Origin of the sequence: Bordetella genomosp. 6 (assembly GCF_002119705.1) — a bacterium.
Classification (GTDB): Bacteria; Pseudomonadota; Gammaproteobacteria; order Burkholderiales; family Burkholderiaceae_B; genus Bordetella; species Bordetella bronchiseptica_F.
Genome location: NZ_CP021107.1, coordinates 3,805,790 through 3,825,737 on the forward strand (window position 1 = coordinate 3,805,790; position 19,948 = coordinate 3,825,737).

The following is a 19,948-nucleotide window of genomic DNA, read 5'->3' on the forward strand; positions in this document are numbered from 1 at the left end:
TCTCCCTGGTCTGTTGTCGTTATGGAATCTGGCGGGTGCGCATCATGCGCAACGGCGTATAGACGAGAACCGGCACTCCGTGCTGGTTCACCACGGTATTGCGGGTGCGCACCAGGCCGCGGCCGGGCCTGGACGTCATGCGCCGCTGCACGACCTCGCACTGCACATGCAGGGTATCGCCGACGAACGTCGGGCCCTTGATGTCCAGTTCGGCGTTCAGGAAGGCGATCCCCGCGGCCTGGAAGGAAGGCGCGACCAGCCCTTCGGCGAACACGTAGACCAGCCCGCCGGGCACCACGCGCCCGGCGATGCCCATGTGCGCGCGGTCGGCCGGTTCGCCGTTGCTGAACAGCTCCTCGGTGAGCCAGGTCAGATTGACGAAGCTGACCAGGTCGGTTTCGGTGACGGTGCGCTTGCGGGTGCCGAAGCGCGCGCCCGGCTCCAGGTCTTCCCAGTAGATGCGCACTTCGGTATCGAGCAGGGTCATGACGGCGAGCTCCTCAATAGGACTTGGGCAGTCCGAGCACTTTCTCGGCGACGAAATTCAGGATCATCTGCGGGCTGATGGGCGCGATGCGCGGAATCAGGGCCTCGCGCAGGTAGCGCTCGACGTGGTACTCCTTCGCGTAGCCGTAGCCCCCATGCGTCATCACCGCGGCCGTGCATGCCTTGAAGCCCGCTTCGGCCGCCAGGTACTTGGCGGCGCTGGCCTCGGTGCCGCAGGGTTCGCCGCGGTCGAACCGGGCCGCCGCGTGGAAGGTCATCAGGCTGGCCGCTTCCAGCTCCATCCAGCTTTCGGCCAGGGGATGCTGCACGCCCTGGTTCTGGCCGATGGGGCGATCGAACACGACCCGTTCCCGGGCGTACCGGGCGGCGCGCGCCAGGGCGCAGCGCCCCAGCCCCACCGCCTCGGCCGCGACCAGGACGCGCTCGGCATTCATGCCATGCAGGATGTAATGGAAGCCCTTGCCCTCCTCGCCGACCAGGTCGTCGGCCGGGATTTCCAGGCCATCGATGAACAGCTGGTTGCAGTCGACCGCCTTGCGGCCCATCTTGGGAATCTCGCGTACCTCGATGCGGGCGCGGTCGAAGTCCGTATAGAACAGGCTGAGCCCGTCGGTCTTCTTGCCGACCTGCTCCAGCGGCGTGGTGCGCGCCAGCAGCAGGACCTTCTCGGCGATGCTGGCGGTGGAAATGAAGGTCTTGGCGCCATGCACGACATAGCGCGCGCCCTTGCGCACCGCCATGGTCTTGAGTTGCGTGGTGTTCAGGCCGGTATTGGGTTCGGTCACCGCGAAACAGGTGCGATCCTCGCCCCGGATCAGGGGCGGCAGCACGCGCTGCTTCTGCGCCTCGGTGCCGAACTTCACCACCGGGTTGAGCCCGAAGATGTTCATGTGCAGGGCCGACGCGCCGCTCATGCCCGCGCCCGACTCGGCCACCGCCTGCATCATCACCGCGGCCTCGGTAATGCCCAGCCCCGAGCCGCCATAGGCCTGGGGAATGCAGATCCCCAGCCAGCCGGCCGCGGCGATGGCGCGGTGGAAATCGTCCGGGAAGCCGCCGTCCTGATCCTTGCGATACCAGTAATCGGCGTCGAAGGGACGGCACGCCTGCAAGATGGCGTCGCGGATTTCGTGATGTTCGGGCGACAGCGTGGAGTCCATGAACGGACGCTCTCCTGATGGGTTCGGATGGCGGCATCACCGCGGTGAACCTATGCTAGGGAGTCCGTGCGCAAAGCGGAAATACCGATTGCGTCTCGTGCAATACACGCCATCTATCGCGGCGCGCGGGCGCGGGGTTGTGCCGCCACGCGCGACGGCGCTAAGCTGCGGGCTTGCAACCACATTTATGAGATTGACGAATCATGGATGCAGACCACGCCGATACCCGCCTGGCCGCCGTCGCCGCCGCGATCGCGGATCCGGCACGCGCGCGCATGCTGTGCAGCCTGCTCGATGGCTGCGCGCGAACCGCGACCGAGCTGGCCGCGCTGGCCGACATCGGCGCCTCCAGCGCCAGCGCGCACTTCGCCCGCCTGCGCGCGCAGGGCCTGGTCGAACTGGCCGTGCAGGGCAAGCACCGCTACTACCGGCTGGCCGACGCCGACGTGGCGCAGGCGCTGGAAGCGCTGCTGGTGGTGGCCGGCGTGCCGCGCGCGCCGTTCAAGCCCAGCACGCCCGGACCGCTGTGCCATGCCCGCACCTGCTACGACCACATGGCCGGCACGGTGGCGGTGCGCCTGCACGACGCCATGCTGGCGCAGCGCTGGCTGCGGCCCGATGGACGCGATTACCGGGTCACCCCGGCCGGCGCGGCGGCGCTGAGCAGCCTGGGACTGGACCTGGGCGCCATCGGCCGCCAGCGGCGCCGCCACGCCTATCCATGCCTGGACTGGAGCGCGCGCCGCCCGCACCTGGGCGGCGCGCTGGGCGCGGCGCTGCTGCAGTGCTGCCTGCAGCATGGCTGGGTCGCGCAGCAGCTGGATTCGCGCGCCTTGCGCGTCACCGCGCAAGGCGAACGCCGCTTCGACGCCTGGTGCCGGCCGCGCGGCCGGCTGGCCGACGCGGCCTGAAGGGGCGCGCGCGCCGCAGGATCAGGCGGCCGAACCCTTGTTGGCGAACAGGTTGCGGATGATGCCGACGATCAGCGTCAGCACCGCCCCGCCTATACCCCCGCCCACCACGTCGCCGACGATGGCGCCAACGTTCATGCCGCTGGCCGCGCCGCCGGTCATGGCCGCGATGGCCGGCCCCAGCCAGCTGCCGCCGGCCAGGCCGCCTATGGCGCCCGCGATGGTGTTGCCGGTCGTGCCGAGATTGAGCGAATGCGCCGCCTTGGCCAGGCCATTGCCGCCGGCCGCTCCGGCCACGAGCTGGATGATGAGATTGATGATGGTGGCTGAATCCATGATGCCCTCCGCAAGGATAGATACATCGGTTGAACTCACGCTGCGTGACGCCGGCCATGTCCCCGGCCGGCACTGCCGCCACGGGGACATGATGTGCCCAAAACCCGCGCCCGTCCTGGTTTTGCCGGCAAAAACCGCCGAAAGGTGGTGAAAAGGAGACAAACCCCCTTCCCGGCGTGCCTGCCCCCGAAGGGGGACTGGCACCTCGCCTGCCTCACCGGATGAACAGGCGATACGAGGGATTGGCCGTCTCGTCCCGGAACGGATAGCCGATGCGCGCCAGCGCCTGCGGCACCAGATGACGCTCGTCGGCCGGCACCTGCAGGCCGGCCACCACGCGGCCATCGGCCGAGCCGTGGTTGCGGTAGTGGAACATGGTGATGTTCCAGCGGCCGCCCAGCTTGCTCAGGAAGTCGAACAGCGCGCCGGGACGCTCGGGAAACTCGAAGCGGAACACCTGCTCGTCGTCGATCTGGTTGGCGCGCCCGCCGACCATGTGGCGCACATGCAGCTTGGCCAGTTCGTCGTCGCTGAGGTCCCGCACCGCGAAGCCCTGGCCGCGCAGCCCGGCCAGCAGCGCGTCGCGCCGGTCGTGCTCGGGGTGGGTCCGCACGCCGACGAAGATCTGCGCCTCGTCGCCGGGATGGTAGCGATAGTTGAACTCGGTGATCTGGCGCGGCCCCAATGCCGCGCAGAAAGCCTTGAAACTGCCCGGCCGCTCGGGGATGGTGACCGCGATCAGGGCTTCGCGCTGTTCGCCCAGCGCGGCGCGCTCGGCCACGTACCGCAGGCGGTCGAAGTTGATGTTGGCGCCCGAATCGATCGCCACCAGGGTGCGCCCGGCCGCCTCGCCGCGCTCGGCGTACTTGCGCAGGCCCGCCACCGCCAGCGCGCCGGCCGGCTCGGTGATGGAACGGGTGTCGTCGTAGATGTCCTTGATGGCGGCGCAGATTTCATCGTTGGTGACGCAGATCACCTCGTCGACATGATCGCGGCAGATCTCGAAGTTGTGATGGCCGATCTGCGCCACCGCCACGCCGTCGGCGAAGGTGCCCACGCGGTCGAGCACCACGCGCCGGCCGGCCGCCAGCGCGGCCTGCAGGCAGTTCGAATCCACCGGCTCGACGCCGATGATGCGGATCTCCGGGCGCACATGCTTGACGTAGGCGGCCACGCCCGCGATCAGGCTGCCGCCGCCGACCGGCACGAAAATGGCGTCCAGGCGGCCCGGGTGCTGGCGCAGGATCTCCATGCCCACCGTGCCCTGGCCGGCGATCACGTCGGGGTCGTCGTACGGCGGGATGAACACCCGGCCCTCGCGCTCGGCCAGTTCCTGCGCATGCGCCAGCGCCGCCGGAAAGGCGTCGCCATGCAGCACCACCTGCGCGCCATGCGCCAGCACGCCGTCGATCTTCAGCTCGGGCGCGGTGCGCGGCATGACGATGAGCGCCGGAATGCCCAGGCGCGCAGCGGCCAGGGCCAGCCCTTGCGCATGGTTGCCGGCCGAGGCGGCGATGACGCCGCGGCCGCGCTCGTCCGGACTCAATTGCGCAACGCGGTTGTAGGCGCCGCGGATCTTGAACGAGAACACCGGCTGCAGGTCTTCGCGCTTGAGCAGCACGCGGCAGTCCAGCTGGCGCGACAGGCGCGGCGCCGCCTGCAGCGGCGTCTCCAGCGCGACGTCGTAGACCGGCGCGGAAAGCGTCTTGCGGGCGTAGCGGGCAAGCAGGTCGGCGTCCGCCGGCGGCGCGGTGCGCGGCGCGGCGGTCGTCGGGACGGTGGCGGTATCGGACATGAAGGCTCCTGGTTTCGGATACGCCCAGGAGACAGAAAAGGAAAACCCGCCTCGAGGGCGGGTTTTCTGGGAATTCGTAGGCTAACCCGCCACTGCTGGAATGGCGGTAATAATGCTCTGGCCGGGGGAAGTCGCACGCGGATCCATAAGCGGCAACGTTATTCCCTTTTGGCGGCGCCGTCAAACGGCGCCCGGCTTGCCGCCCGCGCCGCGGGCGCGCGCCCAGCGCTGCAGGACGCCGTCCAGCGCATTGGCGAAGGCGCGCCGGTCGGCCTGCCCGAACGCGGCCGGCCCGCCGATATCGACGCCGCCGGCGCGCAGTTCTTCCATCATGTCGCGCATGGTCAGGCGCTCGCCGATGCTGCCGGCGTCGAACACCTCGCCGCGCCAGCTCATGGCCGCCACGCCCTTGCCCACCACCTCGGCGGCCAGCGGGATATCGGCGGTGACCACCAGGTCGCCGGGCACGGCGCTGGCCACGATGTGCGCATCGGCCACGTCGAAGCCGCGCGGCACCTGCACCGCGCGCATCCACGGCGAGGCCGGCACGCGCAGCAGCTGGTTGGCGACCAGCGTCACCGGCACCTGCCAGCGTTGCGCGGCGCGCCACAGGATGTCTTTCACTTCTGCCGGACAGGCGTCGGCATCGACCCAGATGTTCATGCGGGCATTATGGGCCATGGCGCGGCGATTGGGAGGCCCCCGTTTCGGCCCGGCGCGCCGATGCGCTCTAATACGCCCATGGAACACACCCACGACCCCGCGCAGCGCCTGACCGAGCTGGAGATCAAGGCCGGCTTCGCGGAAGACCTGCTCGAACAACTCAACCAGATCGTGGCGCGCCAGCAGCGCCAGATCGACGCGCTGGCGCGCGAAGTGGCCGAGCTGCGCCAGCAGGTGCCGGCCGGCGGCGCCGGCGCGCCGCGCAGCCTGCGCGACGAACTGCCGCCGCACTACTAGCCGGCCCGCGCCGCTAGATCGCCCGGCCCACCAGCAGCGCGTCGACCGGCCCGATGCTTTCGAAGTCGCGGTTGGCGTAAGACATCTTGTGCAGCACGTAGCGCATGGCGTTCAGGCGCGCGCGCTTCTTGCAGTCCGAACGCACCACGATCCACGGCGAATCGGCCGTGTCGGTATGCGCGAACATGTCTTCCTTGGCCTGCGTGTAGGCGTCCCACTTGTCCAGCGAGGCCATGTCCACCGGGCTCAGCTTCCACTGCTTGAGCGGATGCACCTGGCGCTCCTTGAAGCGGCGATGCTGCTCCTGCTGGCTGACCGAGAACCAGAACTTGATCAGGTGCGTGCCGCTGCGGATCAGGTGGCGCTCGAACTCGGGCACCTGGTGCATGAAGGCCTCGTACTCGTCCTGCGAGCAAAAACCCATGACGCGCTCGACGCCGGCGCGGTTGTACCAGGAACGGTCGAACAGCACGATTTCGCCGGCCGTCGGCAGGTGCTGGACGTAGCGCTGGAAGTACCACTGGCCGCGTTCGGAATCGGACGGTTTTTCCAGCGCCACCACGCGCGCGCCGCGCGGGTTGAGGTGTTCCATGAAGCGCTTGATGGTGCCGCCCTTGCCGGCCGCGTCGCGCCCTTCGAACAGGATCACCACGCGCTGGCGCGTTTCGCGCACCCAGGCCTGCAGCTTCAGCAGCTCGACCTGCAGGCGGTACTTCTGCTTTTCGTAGGCGCGGCGCGACATGCGGTTGCGGTACGGATAGCCGCCCTCGCGCCAGTCGGTGGCCAGCTCGTCGTCGGGGTGGCTCGGATCGCGCGCGCGCCACGGCGCCTGCCCGCCGGTCAGCAGCAATTCGCGCAGCTGGGCGGTTTCGTCGGGCGACAGGCCGTCGAGCATGGTCTTGACCGTGTCGCGCACGCGCGCCGGTTCGACCTTGGAGGTATTGCGCAGCACTTCCAGCAGGCTGGCGGCCTGGTCGACGGCGGCGGCCTCGATGGCGGCCTGCACGGTCTGGCGCTCGGCCTGCTCGGCCGTCTGGACGGGCATTTCGCCGCGCCGCCTCGAGCGGGCGGGCGGTCCGGTGCGCGGCGAGACCACGCGCTGGGGTTTTCTGGAGGTGGACTTTTTCATTGCAGGGACAGTATCAGACAACGCGGACTTCGGCATGGCGCCTACGAACCATCGCGGTCGGCGGCGCGCAGGATATCGTACAGTTTGTCCTTCAGGCGCAGCTTTTCCTTCTTCAGGTTCTCGATGTTGCCGCTGGAGGCGGGAACGATCCCGGCCTCCATGTTCTGGATTTCCTGGTCGAGCTCGTTATGGCGCTGGAACAGCGCCGTGAAATGCGGGTCCTCCGCCTTGAGTCGGGTAATGACATGGCGATACTCTGGAAACATGGCTTCCTCCTGGCAGGGCCGGAAAAAATCGCGCAAGGGCCCGGCGGCCGGCCGCGCCCGCTGCATCGCCGATCACATCGCAAGCCCATGGCCTTGTCAACCGGCCGCCCGGCGGGCCCGGCGCGGGCCATCGGCAGCCCGCGAACCGCGCCGCCGGCGCTTTCGGCGGCCTGCCGCGGCGCCGCCCGGCCGCGCCGTCGCGGCCGCGGCGCTACGCTGGCGAACCAGCCCGTCCGCAAGGAGTCTCCATGATCCGTTCCCGCCTGCTTCCCGCCGCCGCACTGGCGCTCCTGAGCGGCTGCGCCAGCCAGCTGCCGCCCGCCGACGGCACCGCGATGGCCGACGCCATCTGGTTCGGCGGCCCCATCGTCACCATCGATGCGCACACGCCGTCGGCGCGCGCCGTCGCGGTCAAGGACGGCCGCATCATGGCGGTGGGCCGCGAGCACGCCGTCCTGCGCTATCGCGGCCCCGACACCCGCATGCACGACCTGCGCGGCGCCACGCTGCTGCCCGGCTTCGTCGATGCCCACAGCCATGTCAGCACCGTCGGCATGCAGGCCCTCAGCGCCAATCTGCTGCCGCCGCCGGACGGGCCCAACGCCGGCATCGCCGACCTGCAGAACACCTTGCGCGAATTCCGCCGCAACTCCGACCTGCCGCGCCAGTTCGGCATGCTGCTGGGGTTCGGCTACGACGACTCGCAACTGCAGGAACGCCGCCACCCCAACCGCGATGACCTGGACGCGGTGGCGCGCGACCTGCCGGTGGTGGCCATCCACCAGTCGGGCCACGTGGGCGTGCTCAACAGCGCCGCGCTGGCCGCCGCCGGCATCGGCCCTGCCAGCGCGGCGCCCGATGGCGGAGTCATCGGCCGGCGCAAGGGCAGCCGCGAGCCCGACGGCGTGCTCGAGGAAAACGCCTTCTTCGCCGCGCTGGGGCGCCTGTTCCCGCGCCTGACGCCCGAGCAGGCGGTGGCCATGCTCGACGCCGGCCAGCGGCTGTACATCCGCAACGGCTACACCACCATCCAGGACGGCCGCGCCGCGCCCGAGCAGGTGCGCATCGCCGAACTGGCCGCCCGCCAGGGCAAGCTGGTGGCCGACGTGGTGGCCTATCCCGACATCCTGGCCCCCGGCACGCCCGCCCTGATGCAGGCGCCCTGGTTCCGGCCGGCGGGCGAGCCGGTGCGCTACCAGCGGCGCTTTCGCATCGGCGGCGTGAAGCTGACGCTGGACGGCTCGCCGCAGGCCAAGACGGCCTGGCTGAGCGAGCCGTATTTCGTCCCGCCGCCCGGCCAGAACCGCAAATACGCCGGCTACGGCGTGGTCAGCGACGCGCGCGCGGCGCAACTGTACGGGATGGCGCTGGCCAACCGCTGGCAGATCCTCACCCATGCCAACGGCGACCGCGCCATCGACCAGATGATCGCCGCCCTGCGCCAGGCCGAGCAGGCCCACCCCGGCGTGGACGTGCGCCCGGTGCTGATCCACGGCCAGACGCTGCGCCAGGACCAGATCCCGGCGCTGAAGTCGCTGGGCGTGCTGGCTTCGCTGTTTCCCATGCACACCTACTACTGGGGCGATTGGCATCGCGACTCGGTGCTGGGCCCGCAGCGCGCCGAGAACATCTCGCCGATGCGCTGGGTGACCGACGCCGGCATGCCGGTCACCTCGCACCACGACGCGCCGGTGGCCTTCCCCGACTCGATGCGGGTGCTGTCGGCAACCGTCAACCGCACCACGCGCAGCGGCCACGTGCTCGGGCCGCAACAACGGCTGGATCCGCTCACGGCCCTCAAGAGCATGACGCTGTGGGCGGCCTACCAGCACTTCGAGGAAAACGACAAGGGCTCCATCACGCGCGGCAAGCTGGCCGATTTCGTTGTGCTCTCGGGCAACCCGCTGGAAGTCCCGCCCGCCACGCTGGCCGGCCTGAAAGTGCTGCAGACCGTCAAGGAAGGCCGGGTCGTCTTCGACCGCGCCAGCGCGGTCGGCACGCCGGCGCCCTCGCCGCTGGGACGGCGAGGCGCGCCGCGCCCGCCCGCCTGAAGCCGCCGGCGCGGTATGCTGGCCGAACCCGCCACGCCCTCCGGAGGCCCCATGCCGCAAGGCCGCTTCATCGCGTTGCGCAGCGCCGAGCCCGGCGTCAGCGCGGTCGCCGCGCAATCGCGCCACGTCTTCGCCCGCCACACGCACGACCAGTACGGCGTGGGCCTGATGACGCACGGCGCGCAGCGCTCGGCCAGCGGACGCGGCCCCGTGCAGGCGCGCGCCGGCGAGCTCATCACCGTCAATCCGGGCGAGGTGCATGACGGCGCCCCGCTGGGCGAGGGCGAGCGCGCCTGGCGCATGCTGTATTTCGAGCCGGCCCTGATCGCCCAGGCGGCCGGCGGGCTGGACGGCGGCGCGGGCAGCTACGAATTCCACCTGCCGGTGCTCGGGCACGCGGCGCTGGCCGCCGCGTTCGCGCGCCTGTATGCCTGCGTCACCACGCCCGGCGCCGCCCCGCTGGCGCGCGACGCCGCCTTGCTGCAACTGCTGGCGGGGCTGCGCCGCACCGACCCCGGCCGCGCGCCCGAGCCCCCGCCCCACCCCGCCATCGCGCGGGCGCGCCAACGGATCGACGACGACCCCGCCGCGGCGCTCACGCTGGCCGACCTGGCGCAGGCCAGCGGCCTGAGCCGCTACCAGGTGCTGCGCGGGTTCGCCCACGCCACCGGCCTGCCGCCGCACGCCTACCAGACGCAGCGCCGCCTGCAACTGGCGCGCCGCCTCATCCTGCAAGGCGTGCCGCTGGCCGAGACGGCGGCGGCCTGCGGCTTCGCCGACCAGAGCCACCTGAACCGGCTGTTCGCGCGCAGCTACGGCATGACGCCCGGCCGCTACGCGCGCGCCGCGCGCTAGGCCCGCCGCGCCGCAATTTCGTTCAAGACCGCCGGGCTGGCGCGCGCCTATGCTGCCGGCCATGTCCCGCTCTTCTTCGCCGCCCCTTGCCCCCGGCCGCCCCGCGCGCGGCGGCCATGCCTGCCTGGCGCTGGCCATGGTGCTGGCCGGCAGCACCGTGCCGGCCAGCAAGCTGATCGCCGCCGAGGTGGCGCCCTTTACCGCCACCGCCATCCGGCTGGGCCTGGCCTTGCCGGTCTTCCTGCTGCTGATGCGCGCGACCGGCGCACGCTGGCCACGGCCCGGCTGGCGCGATGCCTGCCTGCTGGCGCTGCAGGCCGCCGCCGGCAGCGTCGGGTATACCGCGCTGCTGATCGCCGGCCTGCGCCTGACCTCGGCCGCCGACGCGGCCGTCGTCATCGGCACGCTGCCCGCCGTGACCGCCCTGCTGGCCATGGCGCTGCTGCGCGAGCGGCCTGCGCCGCGCACGCTGGCGGCCATCGCGCTGGCCGCCGCGGGCGTACTGGTGCTGGTCGGCGGCCGGCCCGGCGGCGCATCCGGCTCGCTGGCGGGCAACCTGCTGGTGCTGGGCGCGGTGGTCTGCGAGGGGCTGTTCATCCTGCTCAACAAACGCCTGCGCACACCCATCGCGCCGCTGCCGCTGTCGGCGGCGCTGACGGCCATCGGCGCGGCCCTGGCCGGCGCCGCGGCGCTTGCCGAGGCGCCCTGGCACACCGCCTTGAGCGGCCCCGCCCTGGCCGTGCTGGCCTACTACGCGTGGCTGCCCACCGTGGCGGGCTTCGTGCTCTGGTACGCCGGGCTGGCGCGCGCCAGCGCCAGCGAGGCGGCGCTGTTCACCGCCCTGGCGCCGGTGGCCGCCGTGCTGCTGGCCGCGCTGGCGCTGGGCGAAGCCATCGGGCCGCGCCAGGCCGCCGGCATCGGCTGCGTGCTGGCCGCCGTGCTGGCGCTGCGGCCGGCCGGCCGCAATGAACCTGAAAAAGAGAATATTAACTAGGAAATTATTCTTTTTTCAGGACAAAAGCGCTATGCTGGCGGCTCTGCTACCCGAGCCCGCCGATGGAACTGGCCGAACTGGAAATCTTCCGCGCCGTCGCGCGCACCGAGAGCGTGACCCGCGCCGCGCACGCGCTGGCGCGCGTGCCCTCCAACGTCACCACGCGGCTGCGCCAGCTCGAGGACAGCCTGGGCGTGACGCTGTTCCTGCGCGAGAACAAGCGCATGACGCTGACCCCCGATGGCCACCGCCTGCTCGCCTATGCCGAGCGCCTGCTGGCCCTGGCCGAGGAAACCCGCCAGGCCATGCGCGCCGACACGCCGGCCGGAAGGCTGCGCCTGGGCGCGATGGAAAGCGCCGCCGCCAGCCGCCTGCCTCAACCGCTGGCCAGCCTGCACGCGCAGTGGCCGGACCTGGCCATCGACCTGCGCACCGGCACCACGCAATGGCTGGCCGGGCAGGTCGCCGCGTGCCGGCTCGATTGCGCCGTCATCGCGCACCCCGCCGCCAGCCCGGCCGACACCGTCATGGCGCCGCTGGACGCCAGTTTGCGCGGCGCCTATCTCTACTCCGAAGAACTGCTGCTGGCGCTGCCGCCCGGCCACCCGCCGGCGCGCACGCCGCAAGACGTGCAAGTGCGCACGCTGGCCGCGTTCGCGCAGGGCTGCACCTACCGGCTGTGCGCCGAGCAATGGCTGGACATGGCCGGGGTGCGTGTCATCGAAATGGCGTCTTACCACGCCATGATGGCCGGTGTGCTGGCGGGTTCGGCCATGGCCATCCTGCCGCGCTCGGTGCTGGCCCTGCACCCCGGCGCGGCGCTGGCGCGCACCGTGCCGGTGCGCACCGTGCCCTGCTTCCTGATCCACCGCGACGGCTACGACAGCGCCGCCCGACTCGCCCTGCTGCGCGCGCTGCAAGCGCCGCCCGCCCCATGATCCACGCCGACCAGGAGTCCGCCATGCCCGCCGCCTATGCCGCCACCCCGTTCGCCCAGCGCCTGGGCCTGACCCTGCCGGTGGTCCAGGCGCCCATGGCCGGCGTCAGCACGCCGGCGCTGGCCGCCGCCGTCAGCAATGCCGGCGGCCTGGGCTCGCTGGGCCTGGGCGCCATGAACGCCGACGCCGCCCGGCAGGCCATCGCGCTGACCCGCGAGCAGACCACGCGGCCCTTCAACGTCAACCTGTTCTGCCACGCGCCGGCCACCGCCGACGCCGCGCGCCAGGCGCGCTGGCTGCAATACCTGGCGCCGCGCTTCGCCGAGTTCGGCGCGCAGCCGCCCGCCACGCTGCGCGAGATCTACACCAGCTTCCTGGTCGATGACGACATGTTCGACATGCTGCTGGCCGAGCGGCCCGAAGTGGTCAGCCTGCACTTCGGCCTGCCGCCGGCCTCGCGCATCGCGGCGCTGCGCCAGGCCGGCATCTACCTGATGGCCACCGCCACCGATACGCGGGAAGCGGCGCGCATCGCTGAAGCGGGCATCGACGCCATCGTGGCGCAAGGCATCGAGGCGGGCGGCCATCGCGGCATGTTCGACCCCGCCGCGCGCGACGAGCAACTGGGCACGCTGGCGCTGACGCGCCTGCTGGCGCGCCGCTTCGATGCGCCGGTGGTCGCCGCCGGCGGCATCATGGACGGCGCCGGCGTGGCCGCGGCGCTGGCGCTGGGCGCGCAGGCCGCCCAGCTGGGCACCGCCTTCATCAGTTGCCCCGAATCGTCGGCCGACATGCCGCACCGCCATGCCCTGCTGGAGCAGGCCGAGGTCGCCACCACGCTGACGCGCGCCATCTCGGGCCGGCCGGCGCGCAGCATCGCCAACCGCTACACCGAACTGGGCGCGGCCGCCGACTGCCCGCCCACGCCCGACTATCCCATCGCCTACGATGCCGGCAAGGCCTTGCACGCCGCCGCCAAGGCGCGCGGCGACGCCAGCTACGCCGCGCAATGGGCCGGCCAGGCCGCCGCCCTGTCGCGCGGCGTGCCGGCGGCCACGCTGATGCGCCAGCTGCAGGCCGAGCTGAACGCGTGCATCGGCCGGCTGGCGGGCTGACCGCCGCGACTCAATCGCCGTAGAGCGCGGCGCGGATCGTGGCGCTGGCGCCCAGGCGGCGCGCCAGGTCGTCGGCGTGCTCGAGCACCAGCCGCTCGAAGCGCGGCACGTCCACCGTGCGCAGGCGCTCGGACGGCCCGGCCACGGTCAGCGCGCCGACGAAGCGGTCGTCGTCGCCTACCACCGGCACCGACCACGACGAGGTATAGGGGTCGCGCGCGCCGCACGAGAAGAATGGCAGGCGCTCGTCGCCGCCGGGCTGCCCTTGCGCCCACACCGCGAACACACGGCCGGTGGACGAGCGGTCCGGCGGCATGACGCTGCCGGCCAGCACCTGGCTGTGCAGGCCCACATAGGGCTGGTGGCGAAACAGGCACAGGCGCTGGCCCGGCTGGTCGCCCTCGACGTAGTAGGCGGCGCTTTCGCCGGTCTGCCCCGACAGGCTTTCGAGCACCGGCATCACCACGCCCGACAGGTTGAAGCCGCGCTCGTAGACGCGCGCCAGATAGAGCACGCGCGGTCCCAGCGAATAGCGGCCATCCGGCTCGCGCAGCACGTAGCCGCAGCGCGCCAGCGAATTGAGCAGGCGGAAGATGGTGGTCTTGTGCAGCGGCAGGCGGGCCGCGAACTCGGCCAGCCCCAGGCGCTCGTCGCCCGGCCTGAAACAGTCCAGCACCGCCAGGGCACGCTCCACCGCCACTACGCCGTCATTACTCATTTCGTCTCCAAAGCCGCATGAATGCTTGATTGTTGTACATGATACAACGACGTTTCATAAAAATATAATGAGGCCTTGCACAATTCGAGGAGCAAGGCAGTGGCAAGCGCGATCCTGGTGGTGACCGCCCATGTGGGCGATTTCGTATGGCGTTGCGGCGGCGCGATGGCGCTGCATGCCCAGCGCGGCGTGGACGTGCGCCTGGTGTGCCTGAGCTATGGCGAGAACGGCGAGTCGAACGCCGCGTGGCAGGCCAACCCCGATGGCGCGCGCGACGCGGTCAAGCAGGTGCGCCGCGCCGAGGCCGAGGCGGCCGCCGCCATCCTGGGCGCAACCGGCGTGGACTTCTACGACCTGGGCGACTACCCCATGCCCGAATCGCCGGACGCGGTGCGGCGCCTGTCGCAGACGCTGCGCGCGGTGCGCCCGGCGGCGGTGATCACCCACCCCGAACACGACCCCTCCAACCTGGATCACTGCCGCGCCTACGACATGGTGCTGCGCGCGCGCATGCAGGCCATGGCGCCCGGACACGGCGCGGACTACATCGTGCCGCCGCAGGTGCTGTGCTTCGAGCCGCACCAGTCCGAGCTGTGCGGCTTCCGGCCCAACCTGCTGCTGGACATCAGCGCGGTGTGGGAACGGAAGCAGCGTGCCATGCAGGCCATGGCCACGCAGCGCAACCTGTGGGCCTACTACGAGCGCGTCGCGCTGCAGCGCGGCGCGCAGGCCGGCCGCCGCGCCAAGACCGCCGCCACGGCCTACGCCGAGGCCTACCAGAGCATTTTCCCGGCCGTCGTGCCGGCCTTCGTGGAGTGAGCGCCATGTCCACCTCCCTTGTCCGGAACCTGAGCAGCACCCTGCTGGCCGACGCCGGCGCCCGCGTCATGAGCGCCGGCATCAAGCCGCTGCGCGCCGGCTGGCATGTCCACGGCCGCGCGCTGACGGTGTCGGTCGATGCCGGCGACAACCTGGCCATCCACGCCGCGCTGGCGCAGGCGCGCCCCGGCGAAGTGCTGGTGATCGACGCCCGGGGCTACCTGGACCGCGCCGTCATGGGCGGCATCATGTGCGCCCAGGCCGCCGCCATCGGCCTGGCCGGCGTCGTCATCGACGGCGCCATGCGCGACCTGGCCGAGCTGCGCGCCGGCGCCCTGCCGGCGTACGCGCTGGGCGGCTCGCCGGCCGGCCCGACCAAGCGCGGCGGCGGCACGGTGCGCCGCGCGATCCGTTGCGGCGGCGTCGAGGTGCACCCGGGCGACTGGATCATGGCCGATGACGACGGCGTGGTGGTGTACCGCGACGGCGAAGCCGAGGCGGTGCTGGCCGCCGCGCTGGCCAAGCAGCAAGCCGAAACCGCCCGCATGGCCGCGATTGCCCGCGGCGAACTGCGGCCGGCCTGGCTGGACGACGCGCTGGCGCGCGCGCCCATCGACACCGGCGAATCCGCCTGACCCCATACCCATTACACACTGGAGGAAGACAATGTCCTTGAAGCACACGCTCGGCGCCCTGGCGCTGGCGCTCGGCCTGCTGCCGGGCGGCCCGGCCGCCGCCGACTATCCCGAACGCCCCGTCCGCATGGTCATCCCGTTCGCCGCCGGCGGACCGGCCGACATCGTGGGCCGCGAATTCGCGCAGCTGTTCGGCCAGGCGCTGGGCCAGCCGGTGGTGGTGGTCAACGCCGGCGGCGGGCACGGCGTGCCGGCCCTCAACCAGGTGCTGGGCGCGCCTGCCGACGGCTACACCCTGCTGATGCCGGCCTCGGGCAACATGACCATTCCGTCCAAGGCCATGCAGGGCAAGGACGTGCTCACGCTGCTGGCGCCGATCAGCCAGCTCACCCAGAGCCCGCACGTGCTGGTGGTCACCGCCGGCCTGCCGGTGGACTCGGTGCAGGGCCTGATCGACTACGCCAAGGCGCATCCGGGCAAGGTCAACTTCGGCTCGGCCGGCGTGGGCGGCGTCGCGCACCTGGGCATGGAACTGTTCAAGAGCCAGGCCAAGGTCGACGTGGTGCACGTGCCCTACCGCGGCACCTCGCAGGTCATCACCGACCTGGCCTCCGGCCAGGTGCAGGCGCTGTTCAGCAGCATGCCGTCGCTCAAGCCCATGATCGACAAGGGCGCGGTCAAGGCGCTGGCCATGAGCGCGCCCAGCAGCGGCGCCGACACCAGCAAGCTGCCCGTGGTGTCCGCGACCCTGCCCGGCATGGAATACACCACCTGGTACGGCCTGTTCGCCAAGGCCGGCACGCCGCCCGAGGCGCTGGAAAAACTGAACCAGGCCGTGGTCGAGACCCTGAAGAACCCCGAGCTGAACCGCAAGTTCGAGTCCGAGGGCGTGGAGTTCGTCGCCAGCACGCCGCGGCAGCTCGAGGCGCTGGTGCGCCAGGACACCAAGAAGTGGACGGCGCTGATCGAGCAGGCCGGCATCCAGCTCGAGTAAGGCCGGCGGCGGCTAGCCGCCCGCCAGGCGCGCGTCCAGGCTGTTGGCCGCCAGCCGGCGCGCCTGGTCCTGCGTCATGCCGAGGTGCTCGTACAGGGCATGGAAGTTCTCGGTGACGTAGCCGCCGAAATAGGCCGGGTCATCCGAGTTGACCGTAACCTTGACGCCGCGCTCGAGCAGTTCGAGGATGTTGTGCTCGGCCATGCTGTCGAACACGCGCAGCCGCGTATTCGACAGCGGACACACCGTCAGCGGTATCTGCGTATCGACCAGCCGTTCGATCAGGCGCTCGTCCTCGACCGCGCGCACGCCATGGTCGATGCGCCGCACCCGCAGCAGGTCGAGCGCTTCCCAGATGTATTCGGGCGGCCCTTCTTCGCCGGCGTGCGCCACCGCGGGCAGCCCCTCGGCGCGCGCGCGGTCGAATACCCGCTGGAACAGCCGCGGCGGAAAGCCGCGCTCGCTGCTGTCCAGCCCCACCGCGATGAACGCGTCGCGGTACGGCAGCGCCTGCTCCAGCGTGCGCATGGCCGCCTCTTCGGGCAGGTGGCGCAGGAAGCTGAGGATCAGGCCGCCCTGGATGCCCAGCTGCCTGCGGCCATCTTCCAGCGCCTGGGTAATGCCGGCCAGCACCGCCTCGAAGGCGATACCGCGATCGGTGTGCGTCTGCGGATCGAAGAACGGTTCGGTGTGCACCACGTTCTGCTCGCGGCACTTGAGCAGGTAGGCCCAGGTCAGGTCGTAGAAATCCTGCTCGGTGCGCAGCACCTCGGCGCCCCGGTAATACAGGTCGAGGAATTCCTGCAGGTTGTCGTAGTCGTACGCCCGACGCAGCGATTCGACGTCCGGCCACGGCAGCGCCACGCCATTGCGCCGGGCCAGCTCGAACAGCAGCCCGGGTTCCAGCGTGCCTTCCAGGTGCAGGTGCAGTTCGGCCTTGGGCAGGGCATTGAGCCAGTCGTACATGATAGGTCTTCCGCAATCGGTCACGACGGAATGTTAGCCGGCCGGACGGCGGCATTGGGTTTAGACTGGCGCCACCGACGTTCGCGACCCGCCGCCATGACCGACCCCGCCGCCACCCTGATCCGCCGCCTGGGCCTGCTGCCGCACCCCGAAGGCGGCCACTACCGCGAAACCTACCGCGCCGCCGATGCGGTGACGCGCGCCGACGGCGCCCTCCGCGCGGCCAGCACCGCCATTCTTTACCTGCTGTGCGACGGCGCTTGGTCCACCTGGCACCGCATCCGCGCCGACGAGCTGTGGCATTTCCATGCCGGCGCGGCGCTGCACATCCATGTGCTGGCGCCCGACGGCGGCTACCGGCGCCTGCGGCTGGGCAACACGCTGGAGGATGCCGGCGCCGAGTTCCAGGCTGCCGTGCCGGCCGGCAGCTGGTTCGCCGCCGAACTGGCTCAGCCGGGCGGCTACGCGCTGGCCGGCTGCACGGTGGCGCCCGGCTTCGAATTCAGCGAATTCGAGCTGGCCGACGCCGCCGCGCTGCGGCGCCTGTATCCCGCGCAGGCCGACCTGATCGCGCGGCTGGCGCGCTAGGGGGCCCCGGCCAGGGCGTGGGCCACGAACTGGCGCGCATAGGGCGGCAAGGCGTCGGGATCGCGCACGCACAGCATCAGGTCGCGTTCGGCCCAGGCGTCGGACAGGCGCAGGCGCCGGATGCGGCCCGCGCGCGCCGCGCGCAAGGCCGCGGTGCGCGGCACGATGGCCACGCCGATGCCATGTCCGACCATGTCGCAAATGGCGTCGAAGCTGCGCAGGCGCACGCGGTAATTGAGCACCTGGCCGGCGCGGCGCGCATGCTGGCCGATATGCGCCTGCAAGGCGCTGCCCTCGACCAGGCCGACGAAATCCAGCTCCGCCACGTCGGCCAGGCTGACCGTGGCCCGGCCGGCCAGCGCGTGCCCGCGCGGCACCGCCACCACCAGCGGATCATGGCGGAACGTGCGCGCCTGCAGGCCGTGCAGGTCGGCGGAATCGGCCAGCACGCCGATATCGCACGTGCCGGCGCGCAAGGCATCGGCGATCTCGCGGCTCAGGCGCTCCTCCAGGTCGACCGACACCTGCGGGTGCTCGGCCAGGAAACCCGCCAGCACCGCCGGCAGGTGCTCGCTGAGCGCGGCGGTGTTGCACAGCAGGCGCACGTGCCCCTTGAGCCCCTGGCCGTACTGGCCCAGTTCGCCGCGCAGCCGGTCCATCTGCAGCAGCACCGCGCGCGCGTGGTGCAGCAGCGTGCGGCCCGCCGCGGTGGGCTGCACGCCGTAGCGCTCGCGCAGCAGCAGCGGCACGCCCAGCGCGCCTTCCATGCCGCGCACCCGTTCGCTGGCCGAGGCCAGCGTCATGTGCGAGCGCCGCGCGCCGGCGGTGATGGTGCCGGCCTCGCACACATCGAGGAACAGGCGCAGGTCGGTGAGATCGAAACGCATGGCCCAGCGTAGCACGGCCAGCCTCTGGCCTGTCCTGAACCTGGCTATGAGACATCCCGATAGGCCACGGCGCGCCGGCGCCGCACAATGAACGCTCCCGCCGCGCTCGCGGCGCCTTCGGAGCCCCGCCATGCATCCACTTTCCCGCATCGCCGCCGTCCTGCTCGCCTGGCTGCCGGCGTTCGCCGCGCAGGCCGACAGCCCCGCGCAGCAATACGGCCTGGCCCTGGAAGCCCAGACCGCCGGCGACTATCCCCGCATGCTCGCGCTGCTGCAAAGCGCCGCCGGCGCCGGCCACGTGCCGGCGCAGCAGACACTGGGCCTGGCGTTGCTGGGCGGCCCGGCACTCTATGGCCCGGCCATAGCCTCGGACCCCTGCGCGGCGCGCCATTGGCTGGCCCGCGCCGCGCGCGCCCAGGGCGCTGCGCCGCCCGCGGTATTCGCGCGCCCGCGCGCCCAGCTGCCGGCCGGCTGCCAGCCATGAGCGGCATCGACGCCGCGGGCCTGGGCGCTCCCGCCGCGCTGGCGCTGGCCGGCGCGATCTTCCTGGTGGCCGGCGCGGTCAAGGGCGTGGTGGGCCTGGGCCTGCCGACGATTTCCATGGCCTTGCTGGCGCTGCTCATGCCGCCGGCGCAGGCCGCGGCGCTGCTGATCGTGCCCTCGCTGGTCACCAACCTGTGGCAGGCCGGTCCGCTGGCCAGCCTGCGGCGCGTCTGGCGCCGCATCGCCGGCATGCAGGCCGGCGTATGCGTGGGAACGCTGGGCGGAGCCTGGTGGTTCGGCGCGCCTGCAGGCGCCTGGGCCGCCGGCGCGCTGGGCGCCGCGCTGCTGGCCTACGCCGGCTGGGGCCTGCTGGGACGCCCGCCGCGCGTGCCGGCGCGCGCCCAGCCCTGGCTGGGCCCGGCGGTCGGCGCGCTGACCGGCCTGGTCGCGGCGGCCACCGGCGTCTTCGTGGTGCCGGCCGTCCCCTATCTGCAGGCGCTGGGCCTGGACAAGGACGAACTGGTGCAGGCCATGGGCATCTCGTTCTCGGTCTCCACGCTGGCGCTGGCCGCGGGCCTGGGCCTGACCGGCCACTACGGCGGCGGCGCGGCCGCCATCTCGCTGGCCATGCTGGCGCCGGCGCTGGCGGGCATGGTGTGCGGCCAGCGGCTGCGCCACGCGCTGTCGCCGCAACGCTTCCGCCTGTGCCTGTACGCCAGCCTGGCGCTGCTGGGCGCCTACCAGGTCATGCAGGCGCGCTGGTAAGCGGGCGTCGGTCCCCGCATGGGGACCGATACGCCGAGCGCGACGGCGCGCAAGGGTCTACACTGGATTTGACTTG

The 19,948-nt window shown here is 71.8% G+C and carries 23 protein-coding genes; 13 read left to right on the top strand and 10 right to left on the bottom strand.

The features are described 5' to 3' along the window. Positions 1-19: 19 nt before the first annotated feature. Together CAL11_RS17915 and CAL11_RS17920 are read right to left on the bottom strand one after the other, a co-directional pair. Positions 20-487: a MaoC family dehydratase gene (locus CAL11_RS17915; RefSeq protein WP_086093700.1), complete on the bottom strand. Its 468-nt coding sequence runs from the start codon at positions 485-487 to the stop codon at positions 20-22. Positions 488-500: 13 nt separating this feature from the next. Further along, entirely contained in the window at positions 501-1,667 is a 1,167-nt protein-coding gene (locus CAL11_RS17920) for an acyl-CoA dehydrogenase family protein (protein WP_086093701.1), read from the bottom strand. A gap of 203 nt (positions 1,668-1,870) precedes the next feature. Between CAL11_RS17920 and CAL11_RS17925 the strand changes: the two genes are divergently transcribed. Then, on the top strand, positions 1,871-2,578 hold the full coding sequence (locus CAL11_RS17925) for an ArsR/SmtB family transcription factor (protein ID WP_086093702.1): 708 nt from the start codon (positions 1,871-1,873) through the stop codon (positions 2,576-2,578). Between the two features lie 21 nt (positions 2,579-2,599). Here CAL11_RS17925 and CAL11_RS17930 read toward each other — a convergent pair whose 3' ends face one another. From CAL11_RS17930 to CAL11_RS17940, 3 genes are all read right to left on the bottom strand, one after another. After that, entirely contained in the window at positions 2,600-2,914 is a 315-nt protein-coding gene (locus CAL11_RS17930) for a hypothetical protein (RefSeq protein WP_033462392.1), read from the bottom strand. Positions 2,915-3,128: 214 nt separating this feature from the next. Next, on the bottom strand, positions 3,129-4,709 hold the full coding sequence (gene ilvA / locus CAL11_RS17935; RefSeq protein ID WP_086093703.1) for a threonine ammonia-lyase, biosynthetic: 1,581 nt from the start codon (positions 4,707-4,709) through the stop codon (positions 3,129-3,131). Between the two features lie 180 nt (positions 4,710-4,889). Beyond that, the gene (locus tag CAL11_RS17940; RefSeq protein ID WP_086093704.1) at positions 4,890-5,372 is read right to left on the bottom strand and encodes a YaiI/YqxD family protein; all 483 of its coding nucleotides are present in this window, start codon (positions 5,370-5,372) and stop codon (positions 4,890-4,892) included. 78 nt (positions 5,373-5,450) lie between these two features. On the opposite strand from CAL11_RS17940, the gene CAL11_RS17945 reads away from it, so the two are divergent. After that, the gene (locus CAL11_RS17945) at positions 5,451-5,669 is read left to right on the top strand and encodes a SlyX family protein (protein ID WP_068925336.1); all 219 of its coding nucleotides are present in this window, start codon (positions 5,451-5,453) and stop codon (positions 5,667-5,669) included. Between the two features lie 13 nt (positions 5,670-5,682). Here the strand turns inward: CAL11_RS17945 and ppk2 are convergent, their stop codons facing one another. Both ppk2 and CAL11_RS17955 read right to left on the bottom strand, forming a co-directional pair. Continuing rightward, positions 5,683-6,714, bottom strand: coding sequence for a polyphosphate kinase 2 (gene ppk2 / locus CAL11_RS17950; RefSeq protein WP_033462403.1), 1,032 nt, complete (start codon positions 6,712-6,714; stop codon positions 5,683-5,685). Positions 6,715-6,839: 125 nt separating this feature from the next. Continuing rightward, a complete protein-coding gene (locus CAL11_RS17955) occupies positions 6,840-7,064 on the bottom strand; it encodes a YdcH family protein (protein WP_033462405.1) in 225 nt (74 codons plus the stop codon). Positions 7,065-7,312: 248 nt separating this feature from the next. Here CAL11_RS17955 and CAL11_RS17960 point away from each other — a divergent pair, with 248 nt between their 5' ends. The 5 genes from CAL11_RS17960 (at position 7,313) to CAL11_RS17980 (ending at position 13,017) form a co-directional block, all read left to right on the top strand. Further along, a complete protein-coding gene (locus CAL11_RS17960; RefSeq protein WP_086093705.1) occupies positions 7,313-9,115 on the top strand; it encodes an amidohydrolase in 1,803 nt (600 codons plus the stop codon). A gap of 51 nt (positions 9,116-9,166) precedes the next feature. Continuing rightward, the gene (locus CAL11_RS17965; RefSeq protein WP_086093706.1) at positions 9,167-9,970 is read left to right on the top strand and encodes an AraC family transcriptional regulator; all 804 of its coding nucleotides are present in this window, start codon (positions 9,167-9,169) and stop codon (positions 9,968-9,970) included. A gap of 61 nt (positions 9,971-10,031) precedes the next feature. Continuing rightward, on the top strand, positions 10,032-10,964 hold the full coding sequence (locus CAL11_RS17970) for a DMT family transporter (RefSeq protein ID WP_244172829.1): 933 nt from the start codon (positions 10,032-10,034) through the stop codon (positions 10,962-10,964). Positions 10,965-11,026: 62 nt separating this feature from the next. Beyond that, complete coding sequence (locus tag CAL11_RS17975; RefSeq protein ID WP_086093708.1) at positions 11,027-11,902, top strand: LysR substrate-binding domain-containing protein; 876 nt, start codon at positions 11,027-11,029, stop codon at positions 11,900-11,902. Continuing rightward, a complete protein-coding gene (locus tag CAL11_RS17980) occupies positions 11,899-13,017 on the top strand; it encodes an NAD(P)H-dependent flavin oxidoreductase (RefSeq protein ID WP_086093709.1) in 1,119 nt (372 codons plus the stop codon). The genes CAL11_RS17975 and CAL11_RS17980 overlap by 4 nt, the downstream gene beginning before the upstream one ends. A gap of 10 nt (positions 13,018-13,027) precedes the next feature. On the opposite strand, the gene CAL11_RS17985 is transcribed toward CAL11_RS17980, so the two are convergent. Further along, positions 13,028-13,735 carry an IclR family transcriptional regulator gene (locus CAL11_RS17985; protein ID WP_010926111.1) on the bottom strand — a complete coding sequence of 236 codons (708 nt, stop codon included), beginning with the start codon at positions 13,733-13,735 and terminating at the stop codon, positions 13,028-13,030. Between the two features lie 99 nt (positions 13,736-13,834). Here CAL11_RS17985 and CAL11_RS17990 point away from each other — a divergent pair, with 99 nt between their 5' ends. Genes CAL11_RS17990 through CAL11_RS18000 form a run of 3 tightly spaced genes read left to right on the top strand, consistent with a single transcriptional unit; the run spans position 13,835 to position 16,183 of the window. Further along, complete coding sequence (locus CAL11_RS17990; RefSeq protein ID WP_086093710.1) at positions 13,835-14,554, top strand: PIG-L deacetylase family protein; 720 nt, start codon at positions 13,835-13,837, stop codon at positions 14,552-14,554. 5 nt (positions 14,555-14,559) lie between these two features. Then, a complete protein-coding gene (locus CAL11_RS17995; protein WP_086094620.1) occupies positions 14,560-15,189 on the top strand; it encodes an RraA family protein in 630 nt (209 codons plus the stop codon). 31 nt (positions 15,190-15,220) lie between these two features. After that, positions 15,221-16,183, top strand: coding sequence for a Bug family tripartite tricarboxylate transporter substrate binding protein (locus CAL11_RS18000; protein ID WP_086093711.1), 963 nt, complete (start codon positions 15,221-15,223; stop codon positions 16,181-16,183). A gap of 12 nt (positions 16,184-16,195) precedes the next feature. Here the strand turns inward: CAL11_RS18000 and CAL11_RS18005 are convergent, their stop codons facing one another. Next, entirely contained in the window at positions 16,196-17,149 is a 954-nt protein-coding gene (locus CAL11_RS18005) for an adenosine deaminase (protein ID WP_086093712.1), read from the bottom strand. A gap of 96 nt (positions 17,150-17,245) precedes the next feature. Here CAL11_RS18005 and CAL11_RS18010 point away from each other — a divergent pair, with 96 nt between their 5' ends. Continuing rightward, positions 17,246-17,737, top strand: coding sequence for a cupin domain-containing protein (locus CAL11_RS18010; RefSeq protein ID WP_086093713.1), 492 nt, complete (start codon positions 17,246-17,248; stop codon positions 17,735-17,737). Here CAL11_RS18010 and CAL11_RS18015 read toward each other — a convergent pair. Continuing rightward, the gene (locus CAL11_RS18015) at positions 17,734-18,624 is read right to left on the bottom strand and encodes a LysR substrate-binding domain-containing protein (RefSeq protein WP_033468202.1); all 891 of its coding nucleotides are present in this window, start codon (positions 18,622-18,624) and stop codon (positions 17,734-17,736) included. The two genes, CAL11_RS18010 and CAL11_RS18015, sit on opposite strands and share 4 nt — an antisense overlap. 130 nt (positions 18,625-18,754) lie before the next feature. Here CAL11_RS18015 and CAL11_RS18020 point away from each other — a divergent pair, with 130 nt between their 5' ends. Further along, the gene (locus CAL11_RS18020) at positions 18,755-19,108 is read left to right on the top strand and encodes a hypothetical protein (protein WP_086093714.1); all 354 of its coding nucleotides are present in this window, start codon (positions 18,755-18,757) and stop codon (positions 19,106-19,108) included. Beyond that, the gene (locus CAL11_RS18025; RefSeq protein ID WP_086093715.1) at positions 19,105-19,872 is read left to right on the top strand and encodes a sulfite exporter TauE/SafE family protein; all 768 of its coding nucleotides are present in this window, start codon (positions 19,105-19,107) and stop codon (positions 19,870-19,872) included. The genes CAL11_RS18020 and CAL11_RS18025 overlap by 4 nt, the downstream gene beginning before the upstream one ends. Positions 19,873-19,948 lie beyond the last annotated feature (76 nt).

Coding starts and splice junctions, on each gene's coding strand:
- CAL11_RS17915 (WP_086093700.1), bottom strand. CDS start 487: ATGACCCTGCTCGATACCGAAGTGCGCATCTACTGGGAAGACCTGGAG.
- CAL11_RS17920 (WP_086093701.1), bottom strand. CDS start 1,667: ATGGACTCCACGCTGTCGCCCGAACATCACGAAATCCGCGACGCCATC.
- CAL11_RS17925 (WP_086093702.1), top strand. CDS start 1,871: ATGGATGCAGACCACGCCGATACCCGCCTGGCCGCCGTCGCCGCCGCG.
- CAL11_RS17930 (WP_033462392.1), bottom strand. CDS start 2,914: ATGGATTCAGCCACCATCATCAATCTCATCATCCAGCTCGTGGCCGGA.
- ilvA (WP_086093703.1), bottom strand. CDS start 4,709: ATGTCCGATACCGCCACCGTCCCGACGACCGCCGCGCCGCGCACCGCG.
- CAL11_RS17940 (WP_086093704.1), bottom strand. CDS start 5,372: ATGAACATCTGGGTCGATGCCGACGCCTGTCCGGCAGAAGTGAAAGAC.
- CAL11_RS17945 (WP_068925336.1), top strand. CDS start 5,451: ATGGAACACACCCACGACCCCGCGCAGCGCCTGACCGAGCTGGAGATC.
- ppk2 (WP_033462403.1), bottom strand. CDS start 6,714: ATGCCCGTCCAGACGGCCGAGCAGGCCGAGCGCCAGACCGTGCAGGCC.
- CAL11_RS17955 (WP_033462405.1), bottom strand. CDS start 7,064: ATGTTTCCAGAGTATCGCCATGTCATTACCCGACTCAAGGCGGAGGAC.
- CAL11_RS17960 (WP_086093705.1), top strand. CDS start 7,313: ATGATCCGTTCCCGCCTGCTTCCCGCCGCCGCACTGGCGCTCCTGAGC.
- CAL11_RS17965 (WP_086093706.1), top strand. CDS start 9,167: ATGCCGCAAGGCCGCTTCATCGCGTTGCGCAGCGCCGAGCCCGGCGTC.
- CAL11_RS17970 (WP_244172829.1), top strand. CDS start 10,032: ATGTCCCGCTCTTCTTCGCCGCCCCTTGCCCCCGGCCGCCCCGCGCGC.
- CAL11_RS17975 (WP_086093708.1), top strand. CDS start 11,027: ATGGAACTGGCCGAACTGGAAATCTTCCGCGCCGTCGCGCGCACCGAG.
- CAL11_RS17980 (WP_086093709.1), top strand. CDS start 11,899: ATGATCCACGCCGACCAGGAGTCCGCCATGCCCGCCGCCTATGCCGCC.
- CAL11_RS17985 (WP_010926111.1), bottom strand. CDS start 13,735: ATGAGTAATGACGGCGTAGTGGCGGTGGAGCGTGCCCTGGCGGTGCTG.
- CAL11_RS17995 (WP_086094620.1), top strand. CDS start 14,560: ATGTCCACCTCCCTTGTCCGGAACCTGAGCAGCACCCTGCTGGCCGAC.
- CAL11_RS18000 (WP_086093711.1), top strand. CDS start 15,221: ATGTCCTTGAAGCACACGCTCGGCGCCCTGGCGCTGGCGCTCGGCCTG.
- CAL11_RS18005 (WP_086093712.1), bottom strand. CDS start 17,149: ATGTACGACTGGCTCAATGCCCTGCCCAAGGCCGAACTGCACCTGCAC.
- CAL11_RS18010 (WP_086093713.1), top strand. CDS start 17,246: ATGACCGACCCCGCCGCCACCCTGATCCGCCGCCTGGGCCTGCTGCCG.
- CAL11_RS18015 (WP_033468202.1), bottom strand. CDS start 18,624: ATGCGTTTCGATCTCACCGACCTGCGCCTGTTCCTCGATGTGTGCGAG.
- CAL11_RS18020 (WP_086093714.1), top strand. CDS start 18,755: ATGCATCCACTTTCCCGCATCGCCGCCGTCCTGCTCGCCTGGCTGCCG.
- CAL11_RS18025 (WP_086093715.1), top strand. CDS start 19,105: ATGAGCGGCATCGACGCCGCGGGCCTGGGCGCTCCCGCCGCGCTGGCG.